This window comes from Gemmatimonadota bacterium (genome assembly GCA_009838645.1).
Taxonomy (GTDB): Bacteria; JAAXHH01; JAAXHH01; order JAAXHH01; family JAAXHH01; genus JAAXHH01.
This window is the reverse complement of record VXRC01000009.1, coordinates 1-20,615: the sequence shown is the minus strand read 5'-3', so window position 1 is coordinate 20,615 and position 20,615 is coordinate 1. Positions and strand designations below refer to the sequence as shown.

The window sequence follows — 20,615 nt, the reverse complement described above, 5'->3', positions numbered from 1 at the left end:
ACTGCCTTGAATGCCGAATGAATACACGCAATCGCCGGGTTACTCCCCTTACGCATGCGCATTGTTGATCGGTTCAAGAACCTGCCCGCCGGAGAAACCCTGGTTATCGCCGGCGTGGGCCAGCGCGCGGGTGTTCCGGCGAAAGAGGCCGACGCCGGTTGGCCCATGGGCGTGGCGCGCCGGCCCGACGGCGACCTGGTCGTGATCGACTACCAGTGGCACCGCATCTGGCGCATCGATCGCGACGGGATCCTCCACGCCTTTGCCGGGGACGGTGTCGCGGGCAACTCGGGCGACGGCGGTCCGGCCGCTAAAGCGCGGTTCCGCTATCCCCATGACCTGTACCAGGACCGCCACGGCAACGTGTATCTCTCCGACCTGGGCAACCACACGATCCGCCGCATCGATTACGAGACCGGCGTCATCTCCCGCGTCGCCGGCAACGGGGCGATCGGCCGGGGCGGCGACGGCGGTCCGGCGCTGGACGCGGAACTGGACTGCACCTGCGGCGTGGCCGTGGACCGGGATGGCAACGTGTACCTGTCCAGCGAGTGGACGAACAACATCCGGCGTATCGACGCCCGGACCGGAATTGTAGAGACCGTCTTTGGCAATCACGCCCGCCATTACCCCTCCGAGCGGGGAGAAAGCCGGCCTTACGGGGGACCCGGACTGAGCCTGGGGGGGTACCATGGCGACGGCGGCCCGGCCCGCGACGCGGGGTTCTATCACCCGGAACACCTCGCCTTCGATTCCCGGGGCGACCTGTACGTGTGCGACAATTCCAACGACCGGGTGCGCAAAATCGACATGCGGTCGGGGATCATCGACACGGTCCTGGGCAATGGCCAGCGCGCGTCCAACGGCGACAGCGGCCCGGCCGCGGAGGCGAGCACGCTCATGCCGGACGCCATCTGCCTGGACGCCCACGACAATCTCTACGTCGGCGAGAAATACGGTTTCCGAGTGCGAAAGGTGGAGCGCGAGACGGGTATCGTACGGACGCTGGCCGGTACCGGTGAACCGGGATTCGGCGAGGAAGGGCTGCACGGTTCCGTCACGCGGTGCAATTCCGTGGAAGCGGGGATCTTCGCGGACCCGGACGGCACGGTGTTCTGGGGCGACTGCTCCGGCCGGCTGCGCCGCTGCGACGGCGCCACCGGTATCGTCACCACGGTCCTGGGCGGCACGACCGTGCACGACGGCGAGATCGCCGTGGCAGGCTTCCTGAACGGGCCCGGCGGCCTGGCTGCCGGCCCGGACGGCACGCTGTTCGTCGCGGACGTCTGGAACCAGCGCATCCGGGCCATCGACCCGGAAACCGGGGTGATCCGGACGATCGCGGGAACGGGCGCCCGGGCCTACGGAGGCGACGGCGGTCCGGCGGTCGATGCCCATCTCGGCAACCCCCACGACGTGTCTGTGGACCGCTCCGGCCGGGTGGTCATCGCCGATACCCGCCACGGCCACGTGCGTCGCGTGGACCGGGACGGCGTGATCCGCAACGTCGCGGGCGCGGCCTTCAAGTGGGACAAGGGGGACGGCGGCCCGGCCCTGAGCGCATGCCTGATGCACGTCCTCGCGGTGGCCCACGGCCCCGGCGACGACATATACATCGGCGATGCCGGCTGCGGGCGTATCAGGCGCGTCGACGCCGGAACCGGTATCATCACCACGGTGGCGGGCATCGGCCTGCAGGGGAATTCGGGCGACGGCGGGCCGGCGACCCAGGCGCGAATTGGATCGCCCACGGCCATCAGCGTCGATGGATCCGGGCACCTGTACTTCGCAGATGACCGGTACCATGTGATGCGGCGGGTGGATGGGGATACCGGGATCATTACCACCGTAGCGGGCACAGGAGACGAGGGCTTCTCGCCGGACGGGTCGCTGGCTTCGCAATCCGCAATTTCCACGCCTCGGGGCCTGGCCCTGAACGCGCGGGGACGCGTGTACTTCTCCGATACGGGCAACAACCTGGTGCGTCGCATCGCGGAGAACGGCGACCTCGAGACCGTTTTTGGCAGCGGTGAATACGGCGACTGCGACGGGCCGGTGGCCGCGAAGCGCGCGCCGTTGAACGAGCCCCATGGCCTTTGCTTTTATGGAGAGGATGTGCTCCTCGTCAGCGATCATGGCAACAACCGGTTGAAGGCCGTCCGGATAGGTGACTGAGCAGGGGATGCCGGTGGCGTGCCGGCCGTTTCGCATGAGATGACGGCATGGAAGACGGCCGACGGAGCACGCGGGCGGAAGCCCCAATAAACCCGGAACCAGACAGGAGAAGGAATGAAGATTACCGAGATAAAGACCGCTGATGTGAAGGTGTCGTCCGGATACACGTACCACTACGTCCGCGTATACACCGATGAGGGTGTTTACGGTACGGGGGAGACCAGTCACGTCGACCCCGGCTGGCGGGATTCTACCAGACACATGGCGAAGATGATCATCGGCATGGACCCCCGCGACGTGGACGCCTGCTTCGAACACATCCGCCGAAGGTACATTTTCATGGGTGGCGCGGGCGGCACCTCCATATCGGCGCTGACCGGCATCGAGATCGCGCTCTGGGACCTCGCCGGCAAGGCCCAGGGCGTACCGGTATACCGACTCCTGGGCGGCAAGTTCCGGGACCGGGTCAGGCTGTACGTGGACAGCGCGCACGCCGACTACAACGAGCGCGCCGCGGAGGTGAAGGAACGGGGATTCACGGCGATCAAGTTCGATCTCGACGATGCGCAGAACCCCCACAAGCTGGACCCCTGGAACTGGTCGGTCACGCCCGACGAACTGAAATCGCTCGTGGACCAGGCCTACGCGATCCGGGAGGGGATCGGCCCGTCCCTCGACCTGGCCATCGACCTCCACGGCCGGTACGACGCGACGGCCGGGATGAAGATGGCCCATGAGTTCGAGCCGCTGAACCTCCTGTGGCTCGAGGAACCGGTGCCGCCGGAGAATATCGATGCGCTGGCCAAGATCACCCAGGCCACGGGGACGCCCATCTGCGTCGGTGAAAACCTCTATCTCCGCCATGGATTCAGAGACCTGCTTCAGCAGCAGGCCGCCGACATCATCATGCCGGATATCTCGAAGTGCGGGGGCCTGTCGGAATGCCGGAAGATCGCGAACATGGCGGAGATGTACTACGTGCCCTTCGCCCCGCACAACAACTCGAGCGCACTGAGCACGGTCGGCGACGCCCATGTCTGCGCGAGCGTACCGAATTTCCTCGTGCTCGAGTACCACCGGTTCGACGATCCGACGTGGGACGACGTGCTGGCGACGGAGGAGTCGGTCATCCAGGATGGACACGTGGTATTGACGGAAGCGCCCGGACTGGGCGTGGAACTGAACGAGGATTATCTCGCATCGCAGATACCGGAAGGGGAAGCGTTGTGGCAGTGAGACGGTCTGCCCGGGAAACCAGGTACGCTATTTCGGTCTGATTAGAAATACACACGACAGGGAGGGAACATGCACTGGTATATTGATGTATTGAAGAAGTACGCGGTCTTCGAAGGCAGGGCGCGGAGGAAGGAATTCTGGATGTTTTTCCTTTTCTCCACGATCATTTCCATTTTCCTCGCGGTAATTGACGAGTTTATGGGATGGCAATTCGAGATGGGCGGAGATATCATTGGGTTCCTGAGTACGCTTTACTATTTGGCAGTAGTCGTACCCTATCTCGCTGTAATCGTTCGACGCCTTCACGATACCGAGCGCACCGGCTGGTGGATTCTGATCGCGTTCATCCCGTTTGTCGGTGTCCTGATTCTGCTGGTGTTTTTAATTCTTCAAGGAACGAGGGGCGACAACCGGTTCGGACCCGATCCAAAGGCTGAAACGGCCAGGTGGTGAGAAGCCGGCGGGGCCCGTCGAGAACACGCTGGATTGCCGTCCGTCTCAGGCTCTCGCCTGGACAATGCTGTCCCGGACCTGACGCATGAGCTCGCTGTTATTGAGCCGGGCCGCATCCATGATCAGGAACCAGTCGATGATCGTCCAGATGAATAACCCGCCGAGGGTCAGTAATTTGGCGATGCCGAGGCCGATATCGCCAATGTAGAATCGGTCGACACCGAGCGAACCGCCGATGATACTGATCGCTAGGGCCGTTCTGGGGTCTTTTCGCCGGGTTGCGAACTGCACGTCGAACTGCAACTGTTCTCCGTTCGCCAGATCTTGTTTTGCCAGGTTCGCTTCCCGTAATTCCTGTTCATTGGACATTGCATGATCTCCCGTGGTATGTGGTACGGTGTCGAGGACGGCACGAACTACGCCCTAATCACGAACAGTTTGCATAAGGCCTTGAACACTTGACCATCGAGTAGTTATAGTACCTGTCATATATTGGACAAGCGAATTCGCATATAAGTTTCCTTCTGTTTCGGCGACAGTGGTTCTAAAGCTCATCGGTGTTTGCGGAAACCTGCATTGATGACGTAGATCCAAAGGCATCCCACGAAAGGACAGACCATGATCAGGGTGGGTTCTATCGGACTTGGCGGCATGGGTTCGCATCAGGCCAGGGCATTTAACGGGGTTGAGGGATGCAAGCTGGTCGCGGGCGCCGATCCGTCCCCTGAAATGCGGGCGCGTTTTGCCGAGACCTTCCCGGGCACGAAGCTGTTTGATTCCACGGAGGCCATCGTCAACAGCGGGGAGGTGGACGCCGTCGTAATCGCCGTGCCGACCGGACTGCACTGTGCCGCGGCGTTGACCGCCCTCAACGCGGGCATCCCGGTGCTGGTGGAAAAGCCCATGGCGCGCACGGTGGAGGAATGCCGTCGGCTAAACGAGGCGGCGGATCACAATAACACCTTCATCATGGTCGCCCACTGCCGCCGTTTCGACCCTCACTGGAAGTCCTGGGGCGCGTACGTGGCCTCGGGACAGCTGGGGTCGCCCATCCTCTGGCGCAACGCCATGGCTGGGTTCGGTCCCGGACGGTGGTACATGGACCACGACATGGGGGGCGGACCGCTGATGGACGGCGCCGTCCACAACTACGACTTCGCGAATTTCCTCTTCGGCGATCCCGAGAGCGTCCTTTCCAGTTCAATCGACCTGGAACCCGAGTCATCCGCCCTGGACACCTGTTCCGCCATCGTGCGCTACCGGAACGGCAACCAGTTGCTCATGTCGTGGAGCTGGGCGGTCCGGGGCAACGGGCTGCACGACATCATCGGGCCGAAGGGGTTCATTCAGTTCGGCACCGGGGATCTGCCCGATCCGGAAGACGCCGATCCCCACCAGTACTGCTGCTTCACGGACCGTGAAGGCGAACAGACCCTGATCAAGGCGAAATCGGAACCCGACATGTACGCTTTTCAGGCCGAGCATTTCCTGTCCTGCGTACGCGGAGACGTCACCTGCCTGTCGCCGGGCACGGAGGCGATCAAGGCCATTGCCGTGGCGGATGCGATCCTGCAGGCCGGACCCGGCGGTGAAGCGCGGGAGGTAGTCTGGACATGACGGCCCAGCATGGCCCAGCATAGCCCGGCCCGGCCTGGCCTGGTCCGACCTGGCCCAGTCCGGTCCGTTCCGGATAGCGCATTCACACCGTCCCGCTCGATGTGGCGTGCACTTGCTTGTTTTCTACATCATTTCAACACGAACTCACCCAACCCACGAGGATAACCACATGAACAGACTGGTGTGCTTCCTTACGAAGAATCTCGGCATGACCGACCTCGGCCTGCTCATCATCCGCATCGTGATCGGCTTCAGCATGGCGGCCTATCACGGATGGGGCAAGATTTCCAATCCCGGGCGCTGGGCCGCCATCGGCGGCAACATGGAACTGATCGGCATCAGCTTTCTGCCGGCGTTCTGGGGCTTCATGGCCGGGTTCGCGGAATTCTTCTGCTCGATCCTCGTGATGCTCGGCGTGTTCTTCCGGCCCGCGACGACGCTGCTTGCCCTTACCATGCTGATGGCCATGCTGCGCCATCTGTCGCTGCCGGCGGACGATCCGGGTGCCGGGCTTAACGGCGCATCCCACGCCATGGAACTCTGCGCCGTATACATCGCCCTCTGGTTTGCCGGTCCGGGCAAGTACAGTCTGATGCCGGGCACCATGAAAGACCAGTCCTAGCGGACCCGGTGGAATCGAATCAGACGCGGAGGATTATGAGACAGACCGTCGAGATCGGTGTGATTTCAGATACCCACGGCCTGTTGCGGCCGGAGGCCGTGGACGCGCTGGACGGGGTGGAGAGGATCATACACGGCGGGGACGTAGGCGGCGAAGACATCCTGGACGGCCTGTCGGCGATCGCGCCGGTAACGGTCGTGCGGGGGAACACGGACTACCAGTCCTGGGCGGCGCGCCTGCCGGTGACCGAACTGCTGGAGGTCGGAGGCCGGTCGATTTACGTGGTGCACGATATAGAAGACCTGAACGTGGATCCGGCCGCGGCAGGTATCGACGTGGTTATTTACGGCCATTCCCACCGGCCGAAATGGGACCAGCGCGGCGATGGGGTATGGCAGCTCAATCCCGGTTCCGCGGGACCCCGCCGTTTCCGTCTTCCCGTCTCGGTTGCCCGTCTGCAGGTATCTATAAAGTATATACGTGGAGAGATCAAGTACCTGGAGGTCTAGTGCGTGGGTCGCACAATCAACACTTCGCCACGGTCATGGCCTCGAAGCGCTCGATGTCCCACTCAGCGCCCCAGCCCGGACCATCGGGCGGTACGATGTGGCCGTCCGCTACGAGCGGCTTGTTGACCATGCCCCAGGTGCTGGCTGTGTCTACGAATCCCTGAGTTCCGGTCTCGTAGAACCCCGTGTTGTCGATACAACATCCGAGATGGGCGTGGACGAGTCCGAAGAGGCCGCCCTCGGCGTTCAACTCGATGTTGGTGTCGTACATTTCGGCGAAATGGGCCATCTTGAGGACCTGCGTGGTCCCATGCCGCGCGTTGGCGCGCAGCAGGTCGGTCGCCCCTGAAATCAGCCGCTGGGTCGAAATGCCCAGGTCGTGCATCAACGTTTCGTTCCCCATCACCGGTATGGTCAGCTCCCGGCACAGTTCCCGGTACTGATGCTCCTTGTGTTCGTGCATCGGTTCTTCCAGCCAGACGAAGTCCAGTTCCTCCATGACCCGTCCCACCTCGATGGCTTCCTGCAGCGTGTAGGAACAGACCGGGTCGTTCAGCAGCAGGTAGTCGGGACCGACGATCCTCCGGACTTCCCGGAAGATCGGGATGTCCGCCTTGCCGCCCTTGTAGGTGTGGAACTTGTAGGCGTTTACGCCGTATTCCCTGCCGTCCTCGATCATCTGCAGGTAGGTCTCGATATCGGAATCACCCCCGGTCAGATACACCGGGAACCGGTCCCGGACCCGGCCGATCAGGGCGTAGACCGGCAGGCCCGCCTTCTTGCCCGCGATGTCCCACAAACAGTTGTCGAAATCGCCGAACCAGCCGGGTCTCTGGTAAAGCCACCGCGTGCCCTTGTGAAGCAACTGGAACAGCTCTTCGCGGTTCAGCGGGTTCTTTCCCATCACCTGCGTCCGCAGGATCTCCACCTGCTCGCCGTCCATCGTGGTCGTGCACGTGCCTTCTATGCCCTCATCGGTCTCGACCCGGATGAAGTGCTGCCGCAGATTTCCGGTTTTGGGATGGGATCTGCTGCCGTGGGTATACTGCGTGCGCCTCAGGCCGGGGACCTGCTTCAGTACGTGATAGTATTGCGGCTGGTCGGGATCTTCGAGTACGAACAACCTGATGCCAGTGATTTTCATGCGGAATTCCGGGGTGCGGAAGGGGGCGCGGGTGCGGACGCGTTCGCCGGTGCGGGTGCGGTCGCGGGTGATGGCGCGGTCGCCGGGAGTTCGGCGATGAACTGATAATCGGGTTCCACTTGCTGGCGGTCCATGATCTGGATGATCTGCTTCCAGGTTTCCCATAAACCGCTGGTGCAGTGAGGCATTTCGTGTTTGATGAGCCGGTGGAGCCTGCCCAGTTTGTAGCAGGGGACCGCCGCGTACATGTGGTGCTCGGTATGGTAGTTCATGTGCCAGTACAGGAACTGCAGGACGGGGTTGATATAAAACGTTCGGCAGCACAGGCGGAAGTCGGGGATTTCGTCCTGCAGGCCCACGTGCTGGGTCGCGTTGCACAGGAACTGGAGCCACGCGCCGATCATCTTCGGGAAGGTAATGACCAGGGGTACGACCCAGAGACCGAAGAGCAGAGACACGCCTGCAATCAGGACGTGGCCGGTGAACATCACCCTTTCCCAGTTGGTATAGGCCCGCCGCCGCTCCGGGTCGCCTTCCGGGAAAAGCTCCTGCGACCAGCGGTCGTCCGGTATCTTGCCCGCGACGGCCGCCAACCTGCCCTTCACCAGGTCGTAGGGATAACGGTAATTGACGATCGACCACTTCCACATGTTCCGCATGTCGAATTTCGCGGGAAGGACCACCTCCTGGTCGTCCGGATGGTGCAGGGTGTACTTGTGATGCTCGGTGTGACTCGCCCAGAAATGGTGGTGGTTGTGCCACCCCAGGAAGGAATACACGCGGAGGAAGAAGCGGTTCAGCCAGCGGGTTCTGAAGACGGAATCATGGACCAGTTCGTGAAAGCCGTTCACCAGGAAATGCCAGAAGTGGCCGTTGATGAACACCAGGAGCAAAGTAACGTACCACGGCCAGTAGAGAGAGGAGTAGATTGCGGCTCCAGCCCCCGCCGCAAGGACGGCGAGATAGCCGAGGGTCTGTACGAATCCCAGGAAATCGCTGCGTTTGTTGAGGCTGGCGAGCTGTTCCCGCGTGACGCGGCACCGGTACCACTTCACGCGCTTCTTCGGGGGCGGCGCGTTGTACTGCGGTCCCTCGGTCAGCACTTCCTCGTCGGCAAGCACGGTATGATCCGGACCGACGACTTCCGGGGAGTCGCCCGATTCGTTAGGAGCTCTGGCAGATTCGCTCACGATGTCATCCTGCCTGCAACATGTTGAAGGGAACGCAGTTGAAGTTAGGGCGGAATCCGATTGCCGTCAAGCGCATTCGCCCTTGATAAACCGATCGAACCAGGCCACCATCCACTCGAAGTACTCGAATCGGAAGACGTGGTTGCCATCGGGCTGGTAGACGCGGAAGCAGTCAGCCGCCCCGGCGTCGCGATATACCGGCGCCACCACGCGTTTGAGTTCGTCGACCCCGGACTTCGGCATGTCCTCGTCAGACGTGGGCGCTACCATCATGAAGGGCCGGGGCGCGATGCAATTCGCGACGATTTCGGGATGGTCGAAGTAGCGGAGCATGTGGGGCACGTAGAAGTAGGCGCTGTGCCGGTACAGGTCGCCTTCCCTTATGACGCGCTCCAACTGTCCCACGCCGCCGCATACGGGGACGCCGGCCGCCAGCCACGGAGCGCAGGCCATGGCGTACCACGTCGCGTTGCCGCCCAGGGACATGCCCGTCAATCCCACCTTGTTGGCCCCGATCCGGTCCTGGACCTGGAGCACACGGACGCCTCTGAGCGCTTCTTCCACGAGCAGTCCCATCTGCGAGATGCCGTAAGCGAGCAGGTGCTTGAGCTCAATGTACCAGGAAACCTCGTTCGTGCCCCGGCCGTGGCAGCCCTTGGGCGAGATGGCCAGCGCGACGTAGCCCCGCCGGGCAAGCTCCCGGGCCCATCCAAAGAGCGGCGGCTCGTTCGGACCGTCCTTGTAGAACCGTTCGAGGGCCATGCGCTCGGCCGACCCGCCCGTGCCCGGTAAGCAGACCACGCCCGGGAGGTGTTCGGCCGGGTCGTTCAGGGGCTCGATCAGGATGGCCGGGACCGTCTCCCCGTGGGAATTGGCATAGGTAAGGTCGGTGAGCCGGATGCCGTCTTCCACCCGGGAGCGGCCCACGGAATAATCGACCTTTTCCGGAATGTCAGCCATGCCGAACAGCTCGAGCAGCTTCTCGCGAATCTTCCCGGGCGGAATCGATTCGGGATAACGGGGACGCAGCCCCCCGCGGTCATAGGCGGGCTCGAAAGGCTTTTCCATTTTGCATCTCACCAAAAAATCCAGCGGAAGGTCCCGGCAACCCACATGGCTCAAAAACCTGCTGGACCTGACCGGCAGAACCGGCCCAGGCTGCGGCTGACGCGACAGCTATCCCTATACGGCGTAGGGCGGAAACTCGTGCGTGTGGCGCTGCGCGACTTCGTTGCTTAAGTCCCCGTCGCGCATGAAATCCTTCTCCCGTCCCTGGTCCACGATCAGGCCCCGCAACTGGTCGCGAAGGGCCCGGGCCCTGGAAGGATCATCATCGTACAGGTTCCGGCACTCGAGCGGATCTTCCTGGAGGTCGTAGTACTCGAACTGCCCGGTCCGGTAGTGCCAGATGAACTTGTCCCGGTGGCCGACAAGGTAATGGCCGAATTCGAGGTGTTCGGCGTGCAGCCGCTCCCGGTCCAGCCGGTCCGTTTCGCCCCGCACGAGCGGCATGAGCGATCGGCCGTCCATGCGGCCGGGCGCGGGCAGGCCGCACACGTCGAGCAGCGTAGGCATCAGGTCGGCCAGGCCCACGGTCGTCTCGGGGTACCGGGCGCCCGCGGGGAGATCCATCTGCGCGGGGAAGTTCAGGACGAAGGGCACGCGGATCGATCCCTCGTACCCGTACGACTTGGCCCAGTAATGGTGGTCGCCCATCATGTCGCCGTGGTCGCCGACGAAGGCGAAGACGAGGTTGCGCAGCTGGAGCATGCGCCACATGTGATAGGTGAACCGTGTGATCTGGGTGTCCACGTGATCGATGCAGCCGTAGTAGCCCGCCCGGGCCCGCCGGACGTTCCGGGGGGACAGGGGTAGATACTCGGCTTCCGGGAAGGGGCCGTGGGCCTTTACAAAGGACATGCGCCCGCCCACGTAACGGGACGGATCGCCCATGGCCGGTTCGGGCAGATCGGGGTCGTTGGCATACCGCTCGAAGAAGAACGCGGGCGGGTCCCAGGGCGGATGGGGCTTGCTGAAGGACACGAACAGGAAGAATGGCGTGTCCCGGCCGTGGTCCCGGACGTGTTCGTCCATGACGCGAATGGCCTGCGTGGCCGTCCACGTGGTCACGTGGAATTCCTCGGGGAAGACGCAGGGACGGGCCGTGTACCCGTTGTTGGTCACGCCCGCACTGAACAGGCCGAAGTCGCCCCATCCCTGTTCGGCCAGCCAGTCCAGGTAGTCGTCGCGGTATCCGGGAGACAGGTACCGGCCTTCCTCGTGGGCGACGATCCGGTCGAATCCGTAGGGTTCGTCCTGGGGATAGACATGTCTCTTTCCGATACAGTAGGTCTTGTAGCCATTGCGCCGGAAGACCCTGCAGAGCGTGTCCGGCTCGTCCCACGACGCCATGTCGTCGAAACCGACCATGCCGTGGGTGACCGGCCACTGCCCGCTGAAGAGCGTCCGGCGGGCGCCCACGCAGGAGGGAACCTCCGAGACTGCGCGGGGGAAGTAGTGTCCGGTATGGGCGAGGGCGTCGATGCCGGGCGAGTGGACCACGGGGTGGCCCGCGATGCCGAGGGTGTCGCCGCGAAGCTGGTCGGCGCAGATTAAGACGACGTTGGGTCGGTTGCTATGTTTCATGGATTCCTCAAGCCGGAGGCGTGGACCGTTACGGCGGACAGTGCCTGGATTATGTACCGTTCCGGCGGCCGGTGTCCGGGTCGGCAGGCCTAGGTCGGAAGGATCCGCTGCCCGACGACGATGTGATGGAACAGGGGCCTGGTGCGTTCAGGCAGCGCGTCGTACTGCTCCGGTGTCAGCGGCACGACGTCGTCCGGTCTGAATCCCCGGTTGGCCGCATCGCGTTCGAAGTCCGAAAGGCCGGGTATAATCGGGTTGAGGTTGAACCACCAGGCCGCGTAACGGGCGATGATCGCCATACGGGTCTCGTCGCTGTGGTTATGTCCGTTGATATGCCAGGTCCGGCTGTCGAAGAGCAGCACGCTTCCCGGTCTCCCTTCGGCCTGGATTTCCGATGGGTGCGTCGTTCCAGGCACCAGGCTGCTGTCACCCGTCGGGTTATTGCCCGCCTTGTGGCTTCCGGGCACCAGTACCGTGCCGCCGTTCTCCCGGGTGAAGGGCGTGAGCATCCAGAGGCTGGTCAGCAGCAGCGGCGCGTCGGGATAAGGCGCCGGGATGCGATAGTCGTAGCCCTGACCGAAAGGCCAGTCCGAGTGCAGGCCCCCGCCCGGATTGTCCGTCCGGGGAAATCCGGGGTGGAGAATGACACCCGTGGTCATGGATATGCGGACGTGCTGGCCGAAAAACGCTTCGGTGACCCCCAGGATTCGATCGTCGGACAGGTACGGGGCGATCGCCGGGTCGTAGGCGATGATCCCACGAACGGCATGCCGGCCGTTTTCCAGGTCCTCGGGCCGGCCATTCGCCGTGGCGACCAGGCTGTCGCGGACTTTCACCACTTCTTCGGGGGGTATCACGCCGTCTACGACGCACCAGCCCTCGATGCTGATCCGCTTGACCAGGTCTTCGACGGTTGACATGACCGTTCCATCCTCTTAGAGTGTATCAGTGTATCAATGAAGGCGGTTACTGAAGCTGAACCGCGATTCAAGATCGATATTCAAAACCGGCCGTTTTGTAAAGTCGATTCTCACCAAATGCAACACCGGCAGGAGTTGATATGATTTCGTACCGCCCCCTGGGACGCACCGGTTTGAATGTTTCTACGCTGAGCATGGGATCCGGCGGTTTCAACCGGCTGGGGCAGACCAGCGATCCTCCGCTGACCGAGCCGGAGATGCACCGGCTCGTCCACGGGGTCCTGGACCTGGGCATCAACCTCTTCGATACGTCTCCGGGCTACCTTGAAGCCGAGGCGATCCTCGGGCGGGCCTTTCGAGGCATACCGCGCGACCGGTACTACGTCGCCACGCGGGTTGTACTCTCGCAGTTCGACGAGGAAAGCGGGCCGATCCTGATGAATCCGCGGCACATTACCGAATCCATCGAGACCAGCCTGCGCCGCCTGGGCGTGGACGAGATTGACGTAGCGTTGATCGCCGCCACGGAGAAGGCGGATTTCGATGACATGATCAACGAATCGTTCCCGGTGCTTGAACGGCTCTGCCGGCAGGGCAAGATCCGTTTCCTCGGTTCCAGCGAGACCGCGTTGACCGACGGCGCCCATGCCTGGTTGCGGGCCGCGGTGCCGACCGGAAAGCTGGACGTCGTCATGATCGCCTACAGCATGCTCAACCAGTCAGCCCGGCATACGGTCTTTCCCTATTGCACGGAATACGACGTGGGCGTCATGAACATCTTTTCGGTGCGCAACATCTTCAAGGACCCGGCGCGGCTCGCCGCCACGATCGAAGAACTGCAGGATCAGGAACTGCTGGACGAGTCCATCGACCCCCATTCACCGTACGACTTCCTGCTCGAAGATCCCGATGTGGATTCACTGGTCGAAGCGGCGTACCGGTTCGTGGCCTACACCGAGGGCGTCACCACCGCGGTCTGCAGCGCGGTGACCCTGGACAAGATCGAACAGAACATCAAGAGCATCGCCAAAGGTCCGCTCCCCAAAATGCACGTGAAGCGCATACAGCGGCTCTTCGGCCACATCAGCGAACCTGTCGGCAACTAACGGTCGCCGTGATACACATGGCCGGCGTTATTCGTTTCGACGCGGTGTCATGTTTCAGGAGTCATACTGCCGGGTCGTTCAAGCTCCGGCCCATGAGCTTCCGTTGGACAGAAAATCAACCGGCATCACCGGGTCCTTCTTCCTTCAGCTTCTGTTGGACGCTCTCGATCTTCTCTTCCATGGTCTGCGCGCGGTCGGTTCGCGTACCCAGGCGGATGGTCGTGGAAATCCTCGGTGCGCCCATTTCGTGCACCGTCTCGTGGCATCGCTTCACGGCCTCGAACACCTCTTCCCATTCTCCTTCGATGTTGGTGCCGTATGCATGCATGAAGGTCTTGAGTCCTGCCTCTCTCAGCACCCTTTCGCAGGCCGCGACGTGATCGGATACCGATACGCCAACCCCGATGGGCACCACGCACAGATCGACTATGACTTTCATGATACCTGCCCCCGACTGTTCGTAACCCCTGGTTCGAGAATCTCCCGCAGGTGCGCGGCCGCCACGGCGTCCATACTCTGTTTCACTTTACCCGCGGTTCCAGGATTTCCCTGAGTCGTGCGGCCACCAGGGCATCCTCGCCGGGCTCCATCATATATGGCATGATGGACAGGCCGGCGCCCCCACCCATTTCGACGCGGGGTTCGCCTTCGGACAACAGGCGCACGACTTCGTCCGGATCGATGCCGATTTTTGAGGTCTCCCAGTTCATGTGCAAGACCGGCGCGACGTTGGACCGGCCCGGTTGCCGGATCGACGTCCGCATGGACGGTAGTGCCCCGACCGCATCGATCACGGTCTGAAGATATCCTTCCCATGCCTTCCATTCCGCTTCGTGATCTCTCTGAACCCACTGCTCCACGGCGGCCAGCAGCCCCATGATCTCCTCCTTGCCGGCCTTCATCGGGCGCGCGATGGAATGATGCGGGGCACCGTTCATGAAAGCCGCCCACAGCAGGTCGCGTCGGCCGAGGACCAGCCCGGAGGCCTGCGGTCCCCGGAGGCACTTCCCTCCGCTGTAGGCCACGGCGTCCACGCCGTCCGCCAGGTACGGATTGGGCACATCCGGTCGTTCCGCGGCCGCGTCCACGAAAACGGGAACGCCATGGTCATGGGCGATGCCGACGATCTCGGCAACGGTCATTACGCCGTCGCCCGCGCGGTCGCCGAACAGGGCGACCTTGGCGGTGCGTTCGTTGAAGGCGGCCCGCAGGCTATCCGGGTCGTCGTCCACTTCCACGAGCGTGATCCCCACCATGCGAATGGCGTGGTCGTAGACATGGCGATGCGTCCTGAGCGTAATGACCTCGTTCTTCATGCCCGAAGTGTCCGGCAACCTGCCGATCCGGTCAGGGTCCGTTCCGGCCACGCAGGCGGCGGTTACCTGGCAAAGCGCCGCGGCGCATCCATTGGTCACCAGGCCGGATTCCGCCTGCATGATTTCGGCTATTCGCCGTCCGACGCCTTCCATGAGTTCTTCGATATGCACGTACTTCCTGGACGCTTCGGCCATGGCCCGCCGGACTTCCGGCAGCATGACCGATCCGCTGTACATGGTCAGCGTACCCTTGCAGTTGATCAGGGGCCGGACACTTATGCTGTCATAGGTAGGGCAATCCGGAGGAGGCATAGAGAAGTTCCTCGTAAAGGTTCAGTTTTCCACTGCGGACGTGATTCGCCGCGTGGCGCGTATGTCGGCAGCGTCCTGCCAGAGCTTCGGGCTCAGGACAATCTATCCTAAGCGCCCGACATGTGTCTAACAGAATATGGCAGGGAACATAGTAATTCCTTGTAATTGAGGCGAAATATTGTAAAATCAAACTAAATCCGGATACATGGGGAATACTGGATGTTTAGCCGGAACAATAACAGTACACTTCAAATAGAAAGGATGGGATTCGTGCGTAGTTTAACGATCATGGCGTTCGTATTCGCATTCGTCCTGGTGGCGTGCAAAGGCGATCAGGGACCACTGGGTCCACGGGGCGATCAGGGCGTGCAGGGTGAGCAGGGCGTGCAGGGTGTACAGGGGGCGCAAGGCGTTCAGGGGGTCCAGGGATCCCAGGGCGTGCAGGGTCCTCAGGGCGAGCAGGGTCCTCAGGGACCTCAAGGCGAGCAGGGGGAGCAGGGAGACGCCGGTGTAACGCTCAACTGGGCGGATGTCATCGAGACGGGAAACCTGCAGGATGCCATTTACATAGTCGGCGTGTTGACCGACGAAGGACCGTTTACCGGTGGAACCGCTTTCAGTGCGTATTTCACCGACAAGCTGTGGACGAATGCCCACGTGGTGACAGAAGTCGTGGAACTCATTCGTGACCCTGAAGTCGCGGAATTGAACCCTGTCCCTTTCGTTACCCGTACGGGCACGCTCATTGGCGGAGATGAGACCTATTTCTGGAGGCCGTACATTATTCACCCCGAGTACGATGGTACCGTCATGTCCGCGGATGTCGCCCTGATCGAAATCAACGGTACGATAAACCATCCTTCGCCGGTTTTTCTGCCCCGGGAGTTCACCGACGAACTGCGCGCCGGGCAGCCGGTGGGAACGCTCGGTTTTCCGAGAATGTCCACGATTGCCGACGCCCTGCTTCCCCTGGCCAGTTTCAAGGAAGGGACGATCAGTGCCCTCCGGCCGTTCTACAACGAGTCCTTTCTCGATTTTCCCATAAACACCGGCCATTTGGTCCACTATAACCTGGCGACGCGCGGTGGAACGAGCGGAAGCCCGGTCTTCGATCACCAGGGGTTCATCATCGCGATAAACCACGCCGGGATCGTTCAACTTGTTCCTTATCCTGAAGAAGAGGAAGAGTATCCAGACGAGGAAGAAGGCGAAGGTGAGGGAGAAGAGGACGAAGGTGAGGGAGGGGGTGAAGGCGAAGGTGAAGAAGAGGAGGAAGAAGAGCTGGAGTTCCTGGCGGCTATAGATACGCACGAGAACTTCGGTATAAACATCTCGTTGGCGTGGGACCTTCTGGACTTTCTTGCCAGCGTGGATGCTACCGTTACCTTCGACGGATTGAACGATACCGATACCGTCGAAGCAGACACGCAGTCGTCACCAGATACGGAGTATCAGGCCTTCCCCAAAAACTGGAACGGAGAAACGTGGCTTCCGTAACCCGGTGTACCAGGACGAAACATGGAAAATCGGGTGTCGCTTAGAGCGTTCTTACTGACGGTGTCTCTTCTGGTCGTTGCATGCCAGGGAGAACGGGGTCCGGTCGGTCCAGCGGGCGTACTGGGCCCTCCGGGTCCACAAGGCGTTTCGGGTCCGCAGGGGATCGTAGGACCCCAGGGCGAAACGGGTGTCCAGGGCGAACCCGGTGTTCCCGGTCCCCAGGGAGAACGCGGCGAAACGGGTCCACCGGGCGAGCAGGGCCCGGCCGGTCCGCAGGGCGAACCGGGTGAGCAAGGCCCGACGGGTTCGCACGGTGAGCAGGGCCCGGCCGGTCCACCGGGCGAGCAGGGCCCGGCCGGTCCGCAGGGCGAGCAGGGCGAGCAAGGCCCGACGGGTTCGCAGGGTGAGCAGGGTCCAGCCGGTCCACAGGGCGAACCGGGTGAGCAAGGCCCGACGGGTTCGCAGGGCGAGCAGGGCCCGGCCGGTCCGCAGGGCGATCCGGGCGAACAGGGTCCCGTCGGTCCGCAGGGCGAACCGGGTGAGCAGGGCCCGGCCGGTCCGCAGGGCGAGCCTGGCGAGCAGGGCGATCCGGGCGAACAGGGTCCCGTCGGTCCGCAGGGCGAGCCTGGCGAGCAGGGCGATCCGGGCGAACAGGGTCCCGTCGGTCCGCAGGGGGAGACGCTTAACTGGGCGGACGTGATCGAGGATGGTAACCTCTACGACGCGATCTATGCCATCGGCATCACGCTGAACGACGGCAACAGGGTGCTCGGAACAGCCTTCCGCGCGTACTACACGGACAGGTTGTGGACCGCCGCGCACGTGACCGATCGCATCGACGAGTTGCTGTCCGACCCCAGGCTGCGGAGTCGCAATCCACGCCCCTTCGCCACCAGGTCCGGTACGCTGGTCGGCGGAAGCGAAACATACACCTGGAATCGGCACTTCACCCACCCGGAATACGATGGCACGGTTGAATCGCCCGACGTGGCTTTGATCGTCCTCGGAGAAGAACTGCCCCACGAACTCCCCGCGTTTTTGCCGAGGGACCTTACCGGAGGATTGCGCATCGGTCAACCTCTGGGATCACTTGGCTTTCCGGCCTATCCCCCGTTGCAGAATGACGTATTGCCGCTGGCTACCTTCCGGGAGGGCACGCTCAGTTCGCTCCGGCCCTTCTACGATGCGGCGTTTGACAGCGATCCCCGGAACACCGGCCGCGTCGTTCATTACAACATGTCACTGACCGGCGGGACGAGCGGCAGTCCGGTGTTCGACCACCATGGCTACATCGTGGCCGTGCAATATGCGGGGATCACGGTACAGATCCTGGACGACGAGGTGGTCATCGGCAGGGTCGACACCCATGAAGACTATGGTGTCCACGTTCAGGCCGTGTGGGAGTTCATTGACTGGCTGGAACGGGCGGACCTGAACGCGACCATCGCGGAAAGCGCTTCATCGTGGATTGACGGTGTTTCCGGGCCGCCGCTGGACGCTGAAAGTTACTACCAGCCGAACTTGCTACTCGAGCAATGAACCGTTTACTCCCCGTAGTACTGCTCCTGTTCATCTGCTTCTGCATCGTCGTGATTCTGGCGCTGCCGGGGACATTTTGGGGACTGATCCTGAAAGGTTTCTTCGGGTTGTGCGTCCTTGTACTGTTCAAGGTCGCGTACAACAAGATGGTCCTGCCCGGCACGTGCCTGAGCGCCGTCTTCTTCACGCTGGCGTGGTGGTACGCCCCGTCGTGGCCGATGTACCTCTTCCTTGCCCTGATGTTGGGCGCCTTGTTTGTAACCTGTAAGACCGCGGAGACTTTCTACCGAGGGACAGGCTGAGAGGATCACGTTATTCCGTGACAACCTGTCTGATTGCCCTTACCCTTATGGTCGAATAGATGGAGTCAATTTACAGGCGTCCGTTTGGTATGAATCCGGACACTGTCCGGGCTCTTCGAGAGCAACGCACAAGGAGTAAGGATATGAAACCGGCACTCAGGTGTTTTTCGGTGTTGTTCTTCGTTTTGGCTGAGTCCGGTCCAGCCGATGCACAGCAGAATTGGGATGAGGTAGTCGTCGAAGCCCATCCCGTCGTCGGAAACATCTACATGCTGACCGGCAGCGGTGGAAACATCGGCGTTTCGGTCGGCGAAGACGGCGTATTGATCATCGACGACCAGTACGCGCCGCTGGCCGACAAGATCAAATCCGCCCTCCGGGGCCTGCACGCGGGGCCCCTCAAGTTCGTCCTGAACACCCATTTTCACGGCGATCATGTCGGCGGCAACCCCATCTTCGGCCTGGAGGCGACCATCATCGCCCACACCAACGTCCGCAAACGGCTGTCCACGCCGCAGCAGCGGGGTGTCCAGACCATACCCGCCATGGTGAAGGACGGCTGGCCGGTGATCACCTTCGACGAGGAGGTCTCGGTCCACTTCAACGGGGAAGAGATCAGGCTGGTGCATATGCCCGGCGCACACACGGACAACGACAGTTACGTCTACTTCACGGAATCGGACGTGGTGCATATGGGGGATACCTTTTTCAATGGACGGTTCCCCTTTGTGGATCTGCGCAGCGGTGGTTCGGTGGACGGACTGATCCGCAATATCGCCGGGGTGCTGGAAATCATCGGACCGGACACCCGGGTCATACCGGGACACGGCGATCTGGGCGACCGGGCGGACCTGCGGACTTACCACGGCATGCTCGTAGCGACTACGGATGCTGTCCGTGCGATGATGGCGGAGGGGAAAACCCTCGACGAGATCAAGGCGGCGGGCCTGCCGGAAGAGTGGTCCGGCTACGCGAGCGACTTCGTCCCGGAAGCGCGCTGGATCGAGACGATATTCAACAGTTACGGTTCGGCGGAATAACGCTCAAAAACGGGAGGTGTAATTTGCAGATCATCGATGCGCATCAGCATCTCTGGGATACGGCCGAACTGAGCTATCCCTGGCTGGAAGGATTCGATGCCCTACGACAGCGGTATGGGCCGAAGGACTACCGGACCGCGTTCGAAGGCATCGATATCACCCGATCCGTACATATTGAAGCGGACCCCGCGCCCGGCGTCGAGGTGGCCGAGGTGGACCGGCTCGTGCGCATAGCCGCCGAGGATGGCATGATCGGCGCGATCGTCGCCACGGCGCCCCTGGAATCGGAGGAACGCGAGGAGACCCTGGAGCGGCTGGCCGGGGACTATCCCCTGGTGGTCGGCGTCCGCCGCATGGCCTGGCATCACGAAGACCCGGCGTTCTACAGCTCGCCGTCCCTGATCGAAGGCGTAAAAGCGCTGCCCAAGTACGGTTACACCTTTGAGCTATGCGCCAACGTCACGCAGCTGGATGCGTCGGTGACCCTGGTTCGCGCGACCCCCGAGGTGACCCACGCCATCAACCACTGCGGAGGGCCGGATATCGCGGCGGACGGTTACGCGCCGTGGGCGGACTACATGAACCAACTGGCCGGGTTTCCCAACACGGTCTGCAAGATTTCCGGTCTCGTGACCCGGGCGAAGGAAAACTGGACCGCGGACGACCTGAGACCTTACATCGACCATCTGATCGACATATTCGGATTCGACCGGGTGATGTACGGCAGCGACTGGCCGGTCTGTACGCTCGCGGCGACCTTCCGGGCATGGTTCGAGACGCTCGTCGACGCGGTGAAGGGCGTCTCCGAAGAGGACCGACGAAAGTTGTTTCACGACAATGCCCGCCGTTTTTATCGATTGGGGTGAATGACGCCGGGAGAGGCAGGAGTCCGGAAAGATGTCTGTGGTGACACAGCCCGGTACGCAGCCCGATACGCAGACTGAACTGCTGGAACCGGAAGTCAGGGACCAGGAGTGGGTACGTGTCCCCG

At 62.2% G+C, this 20,615-nt stretch carries 20 protein-coding genes; 12 read left to right on the top strand and 8 right to left on the bottom strand.

Annotated elements, in window-relative coordinates; genetic code table 11:
* Positions 1 to 54 precede the first annotated feature (54 nt).
* From F4Y38_03395 to F4Y38_03385, 3 genes are all read left to right on the top strand, one after another.
* Positions 55 to 2,175, top strand: a complete 2,121-nt coding sequence (locus tag F4Y38_03395; protein ID MXY48326.1) for a hypothetical protein — start codon at positions 55 to 57, stop codon at positions 2,173 to 2,175.
* A 114-nt stretch (positions 2,176 to 2,289) separates the two neighbouring features.
* On the top strand, positions 2,290 to 3,411 hold the full coding sequence (locus F4Y38_03390) for a mandelate racemase/muconate lactonizing enzyme family protein (GenBank protein ID MXY48325.1): 1,122 nt from the start codon (positions 2,290 to 2,292) through the stop codon (positions 3,409 to 3,411).
* A gap of 69 nt (positions 3,412 to 3,480) precedes the next feature.
* A complete protein-coding gene (locus F4Y38_03385) occupies positions 3,481 to 3,864 on the top strand; it encodes a DUF805 domain-containing protein (GenBank protein MXY48324.1) in 384 nt (127 codons plus the stop codon).
* A 45-nt stretch (positions 3,865 to 3,909) separates the two neighbouring features.
* On the opposite strand, the gene F4Y38_03380 is transcribed toward F4Y38_03385, so the two are convergent.
* The gene (locus tag F4Y38_03380) at positions 3,910 to 4,233 is read right to left on the bottom strand and encodes a TM2 domain-containing protein (protein MXY48323.1); all 324 of its coding nucleotides are present in this window, start codon (positions 4,231 to 4,233) and stop codon (positions 3,910 to 3,912) included.
* Between the two features lie 249 nt (positions 4,234 to 4,482).
* On the opposite strand from F4Y38_03380, the gene F4Y38_03375 reads away from it, so the two are divergent.
* The 3 genes from F4Y38_03375 (at position 4,483) to F4Y38_03365 (ending at position 6,612) form a co-directional block, all read left to right on the top strand.
* On the top strand, positions 4,483 to 5,481 hold the full coding sequence (locus F4Y38_03375; GenBank protein ID MXY48322.1) for a Gfo/Idh/MocA family oxidoreductase: 999 nt from the start codon (positions 4,483 to 4,485) through the stop codon (positions 5,479 to 5,481).
* Positions 5,482 to 5,689: 208 nt separating this feature from the next.
* Positions 5,690 to 6,103, top strand: coding sequence for a DoxX family protein (locus F4Y38_03370; GenBank protein MXY48321.1), 414 nt, complete (start codon positions 5,690 to 5,692; stop codon positions 6,101 to 6,103).
* Positions 6,104 to 6,138: 35 nt separating this feature from the next.
* A complete protein-coding gene (locus F4Y38_03365; protein ID MXY48320.1) occupies positions 6,139 to 6,612 on the top strand; it encodes a metallophosphoesterase family protein in 474 nt (157 codons plus the stop codon).
* A gap of 16 nt (positions 6,613 to 6,628) precedes the next feature.
* On the opposite strand, the gene F4Y38_03360 is transcribed toward F4Y38_03365, so the two are convergent.
* The 5 genes from F4Y38_03360 to F4Y38_03340 all read right to left on the bottom strand — a co-directional run bounded on the left by F4Y38_03360 (position 6,629) and on the right by F4Y38_03340 (position 12,512).
* Positions 6,629 to 7,921, bottom strand: coding sequence for a hypothetical protein (locus F4Y38_03360; protein MXY48319.1), 1,293 nt, complete (start codon positions 7,919 to 7,921; stop codon positions 6,629 to 6,631).
* Positions 7,753 to 8,949 (bottom strand): hypothetical protein, encoded by a 1,197-nt coding sequence (locus tag F4Y38_03355; GenBank protein MXY48318.1) that lies wholly within the window; start codon positions 8,947 to 8,949, stop codon positions 7,753 to 7,755. Before F4Y38_03355 ends, F4Y38_03360 begins: the two co-directional genes overlap by 169 nt.
* A gap of 63 nt (positions 8,950 to 9,012) precedes the next feature.
* Positions 9,013 to 10,014 carry a hypothetical protein gene (locus tag F4Y38_03350; protein MXY48317.1) on the bottom strand — a complete coding sequence of 334 codons (1,002 nt, stop codon included), beginning with the start codon at positions 10,012 to 10,014 and terminating at the stop codon, positions 9,013 to 9,015.
* A gap of 114 nt (positions 10,015 to 10,128) precedes the next feature.
* Positions 10,129 to 11,592: a sulfatase-like hydrolase/transferase gene (locus F4Y38_03345; protein ID MXY48316.1), complete on the bottom strand. Its 1,464-nt coding sequence runs from the start codon at positions 11,590 to 11,592 to the stop codon at positions 10,129 to 10,131.
* A gap of 89 nt (positions 11,593 to 11,681) precedes the next feature.
* Entirely contained in the window at positions 11,682 to 12,512 is an 831-nt protein-coding gene (locus tag F4Y38_03340; GenBank protein MXY48315.1) for a phytanoyl-CoA dioxygenase family protein, read from the bottom strand.
* A gap of 140 nt (positions 12,513 to 12,652) precedes the next feature.
* Here F4Y38_03340 and F4Y38_03335 point away from each other — a divergent pair, with 140 nt between their 5' ends.
* Positions 12,653 to 13,618: an aldo/keto reductase gene (locus F4Y38_03335; protein ID MXY48314.1), complete on the top strand. Its 966-nt coding sequence runs from the start codon at positions 12,653 to 12,655 to the stop codon at positions 13,616 to 13,618.
* A 115-nt stretch (positions 13,619 to 13,733) separates the two neighbouring features.
* Here the strand turns inward: F4Y38_03335 and F4Y38_03330 are convergent, their stop codons facing one another.
* Together F4Y38_03330 and F4Y38_03325 are read right to left on the bottom strand one after the other, a co-directional pair.
* On the bottom strand, positions 13,734 to 14,057 hold the full coding sequence (locus F4Y38_03330; protein MXY48313.1) for an MTH1187 family thiamine-binding protein: 324 nt from the start codon (positions 14,055 to 14,057) through the stop codon (positions 13,734 to 13,736).
* An 82-nt stretch (positions 14,058 to 14,139) separates the two neighbouring features.
* Positions 14,140 to 15,246 (bottom strand): aminotransferase class V-fold PLP-dependent enzyme, encoded by a 1,107-nt coding sequence (locus tag F4Y38_03325; GenBank protein MXY48312.1) that lies wholly within the window; start codon positions 15,244 to 15,246, stop codon positions 14,140 to 14,142.
* A gap of 270 nt (positions 15,247 to 15,516) precedes the next feature.
* Here F4Y38_03325 and F4Y38_03320 point away from each other — a divergent pair, with 270 nt between their 5' ends.
* From F4Y38_03320 to F4Y38_03300, 5 genes are read left to right on the top strand one after another with little or no spacing between them, the layout of a single operon-like run.
* Positions 15,517 to 16,743 carry a trypsin-like serine protease gene (locus tag F4Y38_03320; protein MXY48311.1) on the top strand — a complete coding sequence of 409 codons (1,227 nt, stop codon included), beginning with the start codon at positions 15,517 to 15,519 and terminating at the stop codon, positions 16,741 to 16,743.
* A 21-nt stretch (positions 16,744 to 16,764) separates the two neighbouring features.
* Positions 16,765 to 18,282, top strand: a complete 1,518-nt coding sequence (locus tag F4Y38_03315; GenBank protein ID MXY48310.1) for a hypothetical protein — start codon at positions 16,765 to 16,767, stop codon at positions 18,280 to 18,282.
* Complete coding sequence (locus tag F4Y38_03310) at positions 18,279 to 18,584, top strand: hypothetical protein (protein ID MXY48309.1); 306 nt, start codon at positions 18,279 to 18,281, stop codon at positions 18,582 to 18,584. The genes F4Y38_03315 and F4Y38_03310 overlap by 4 nt, the downstream gene beginning before the upstream one ends.
* A 59-nt stretch (positions 18,585 to 18,643) precedes the next feature.
* Positions 18,644 to 19,624 carry an MBL fold metallo-hydrolase gene (locus tag F4Y38_03305; protein ID MXY48308.1) on the top strand — a complete coding sequence of 327 codons (981 nt, stop codon included), beginning with the start codon at positions 18,644 to 18,646 and terminating at the stop codon, positions 19,622 to 19,624.
* The gene (locus F4Y38_03300) at positions 19,261 to 20,490 is read left to right on the top strand and encodes an amidohydrolase family protein (protein ID MXY48307.1); all 1,230 of its coding nucleotides are present in this window, start codon (positions 19,261 to 19,263) and stop codon (positions 20,488 to 20,490) included. The genes F4Y38_03305 and F4Y38_03300 overlap by 364 nt, the downstream gene beginning before the upstream one ends.
* Positions 20,491 to 20,615 lie beyond the last annotated feature (125 nt).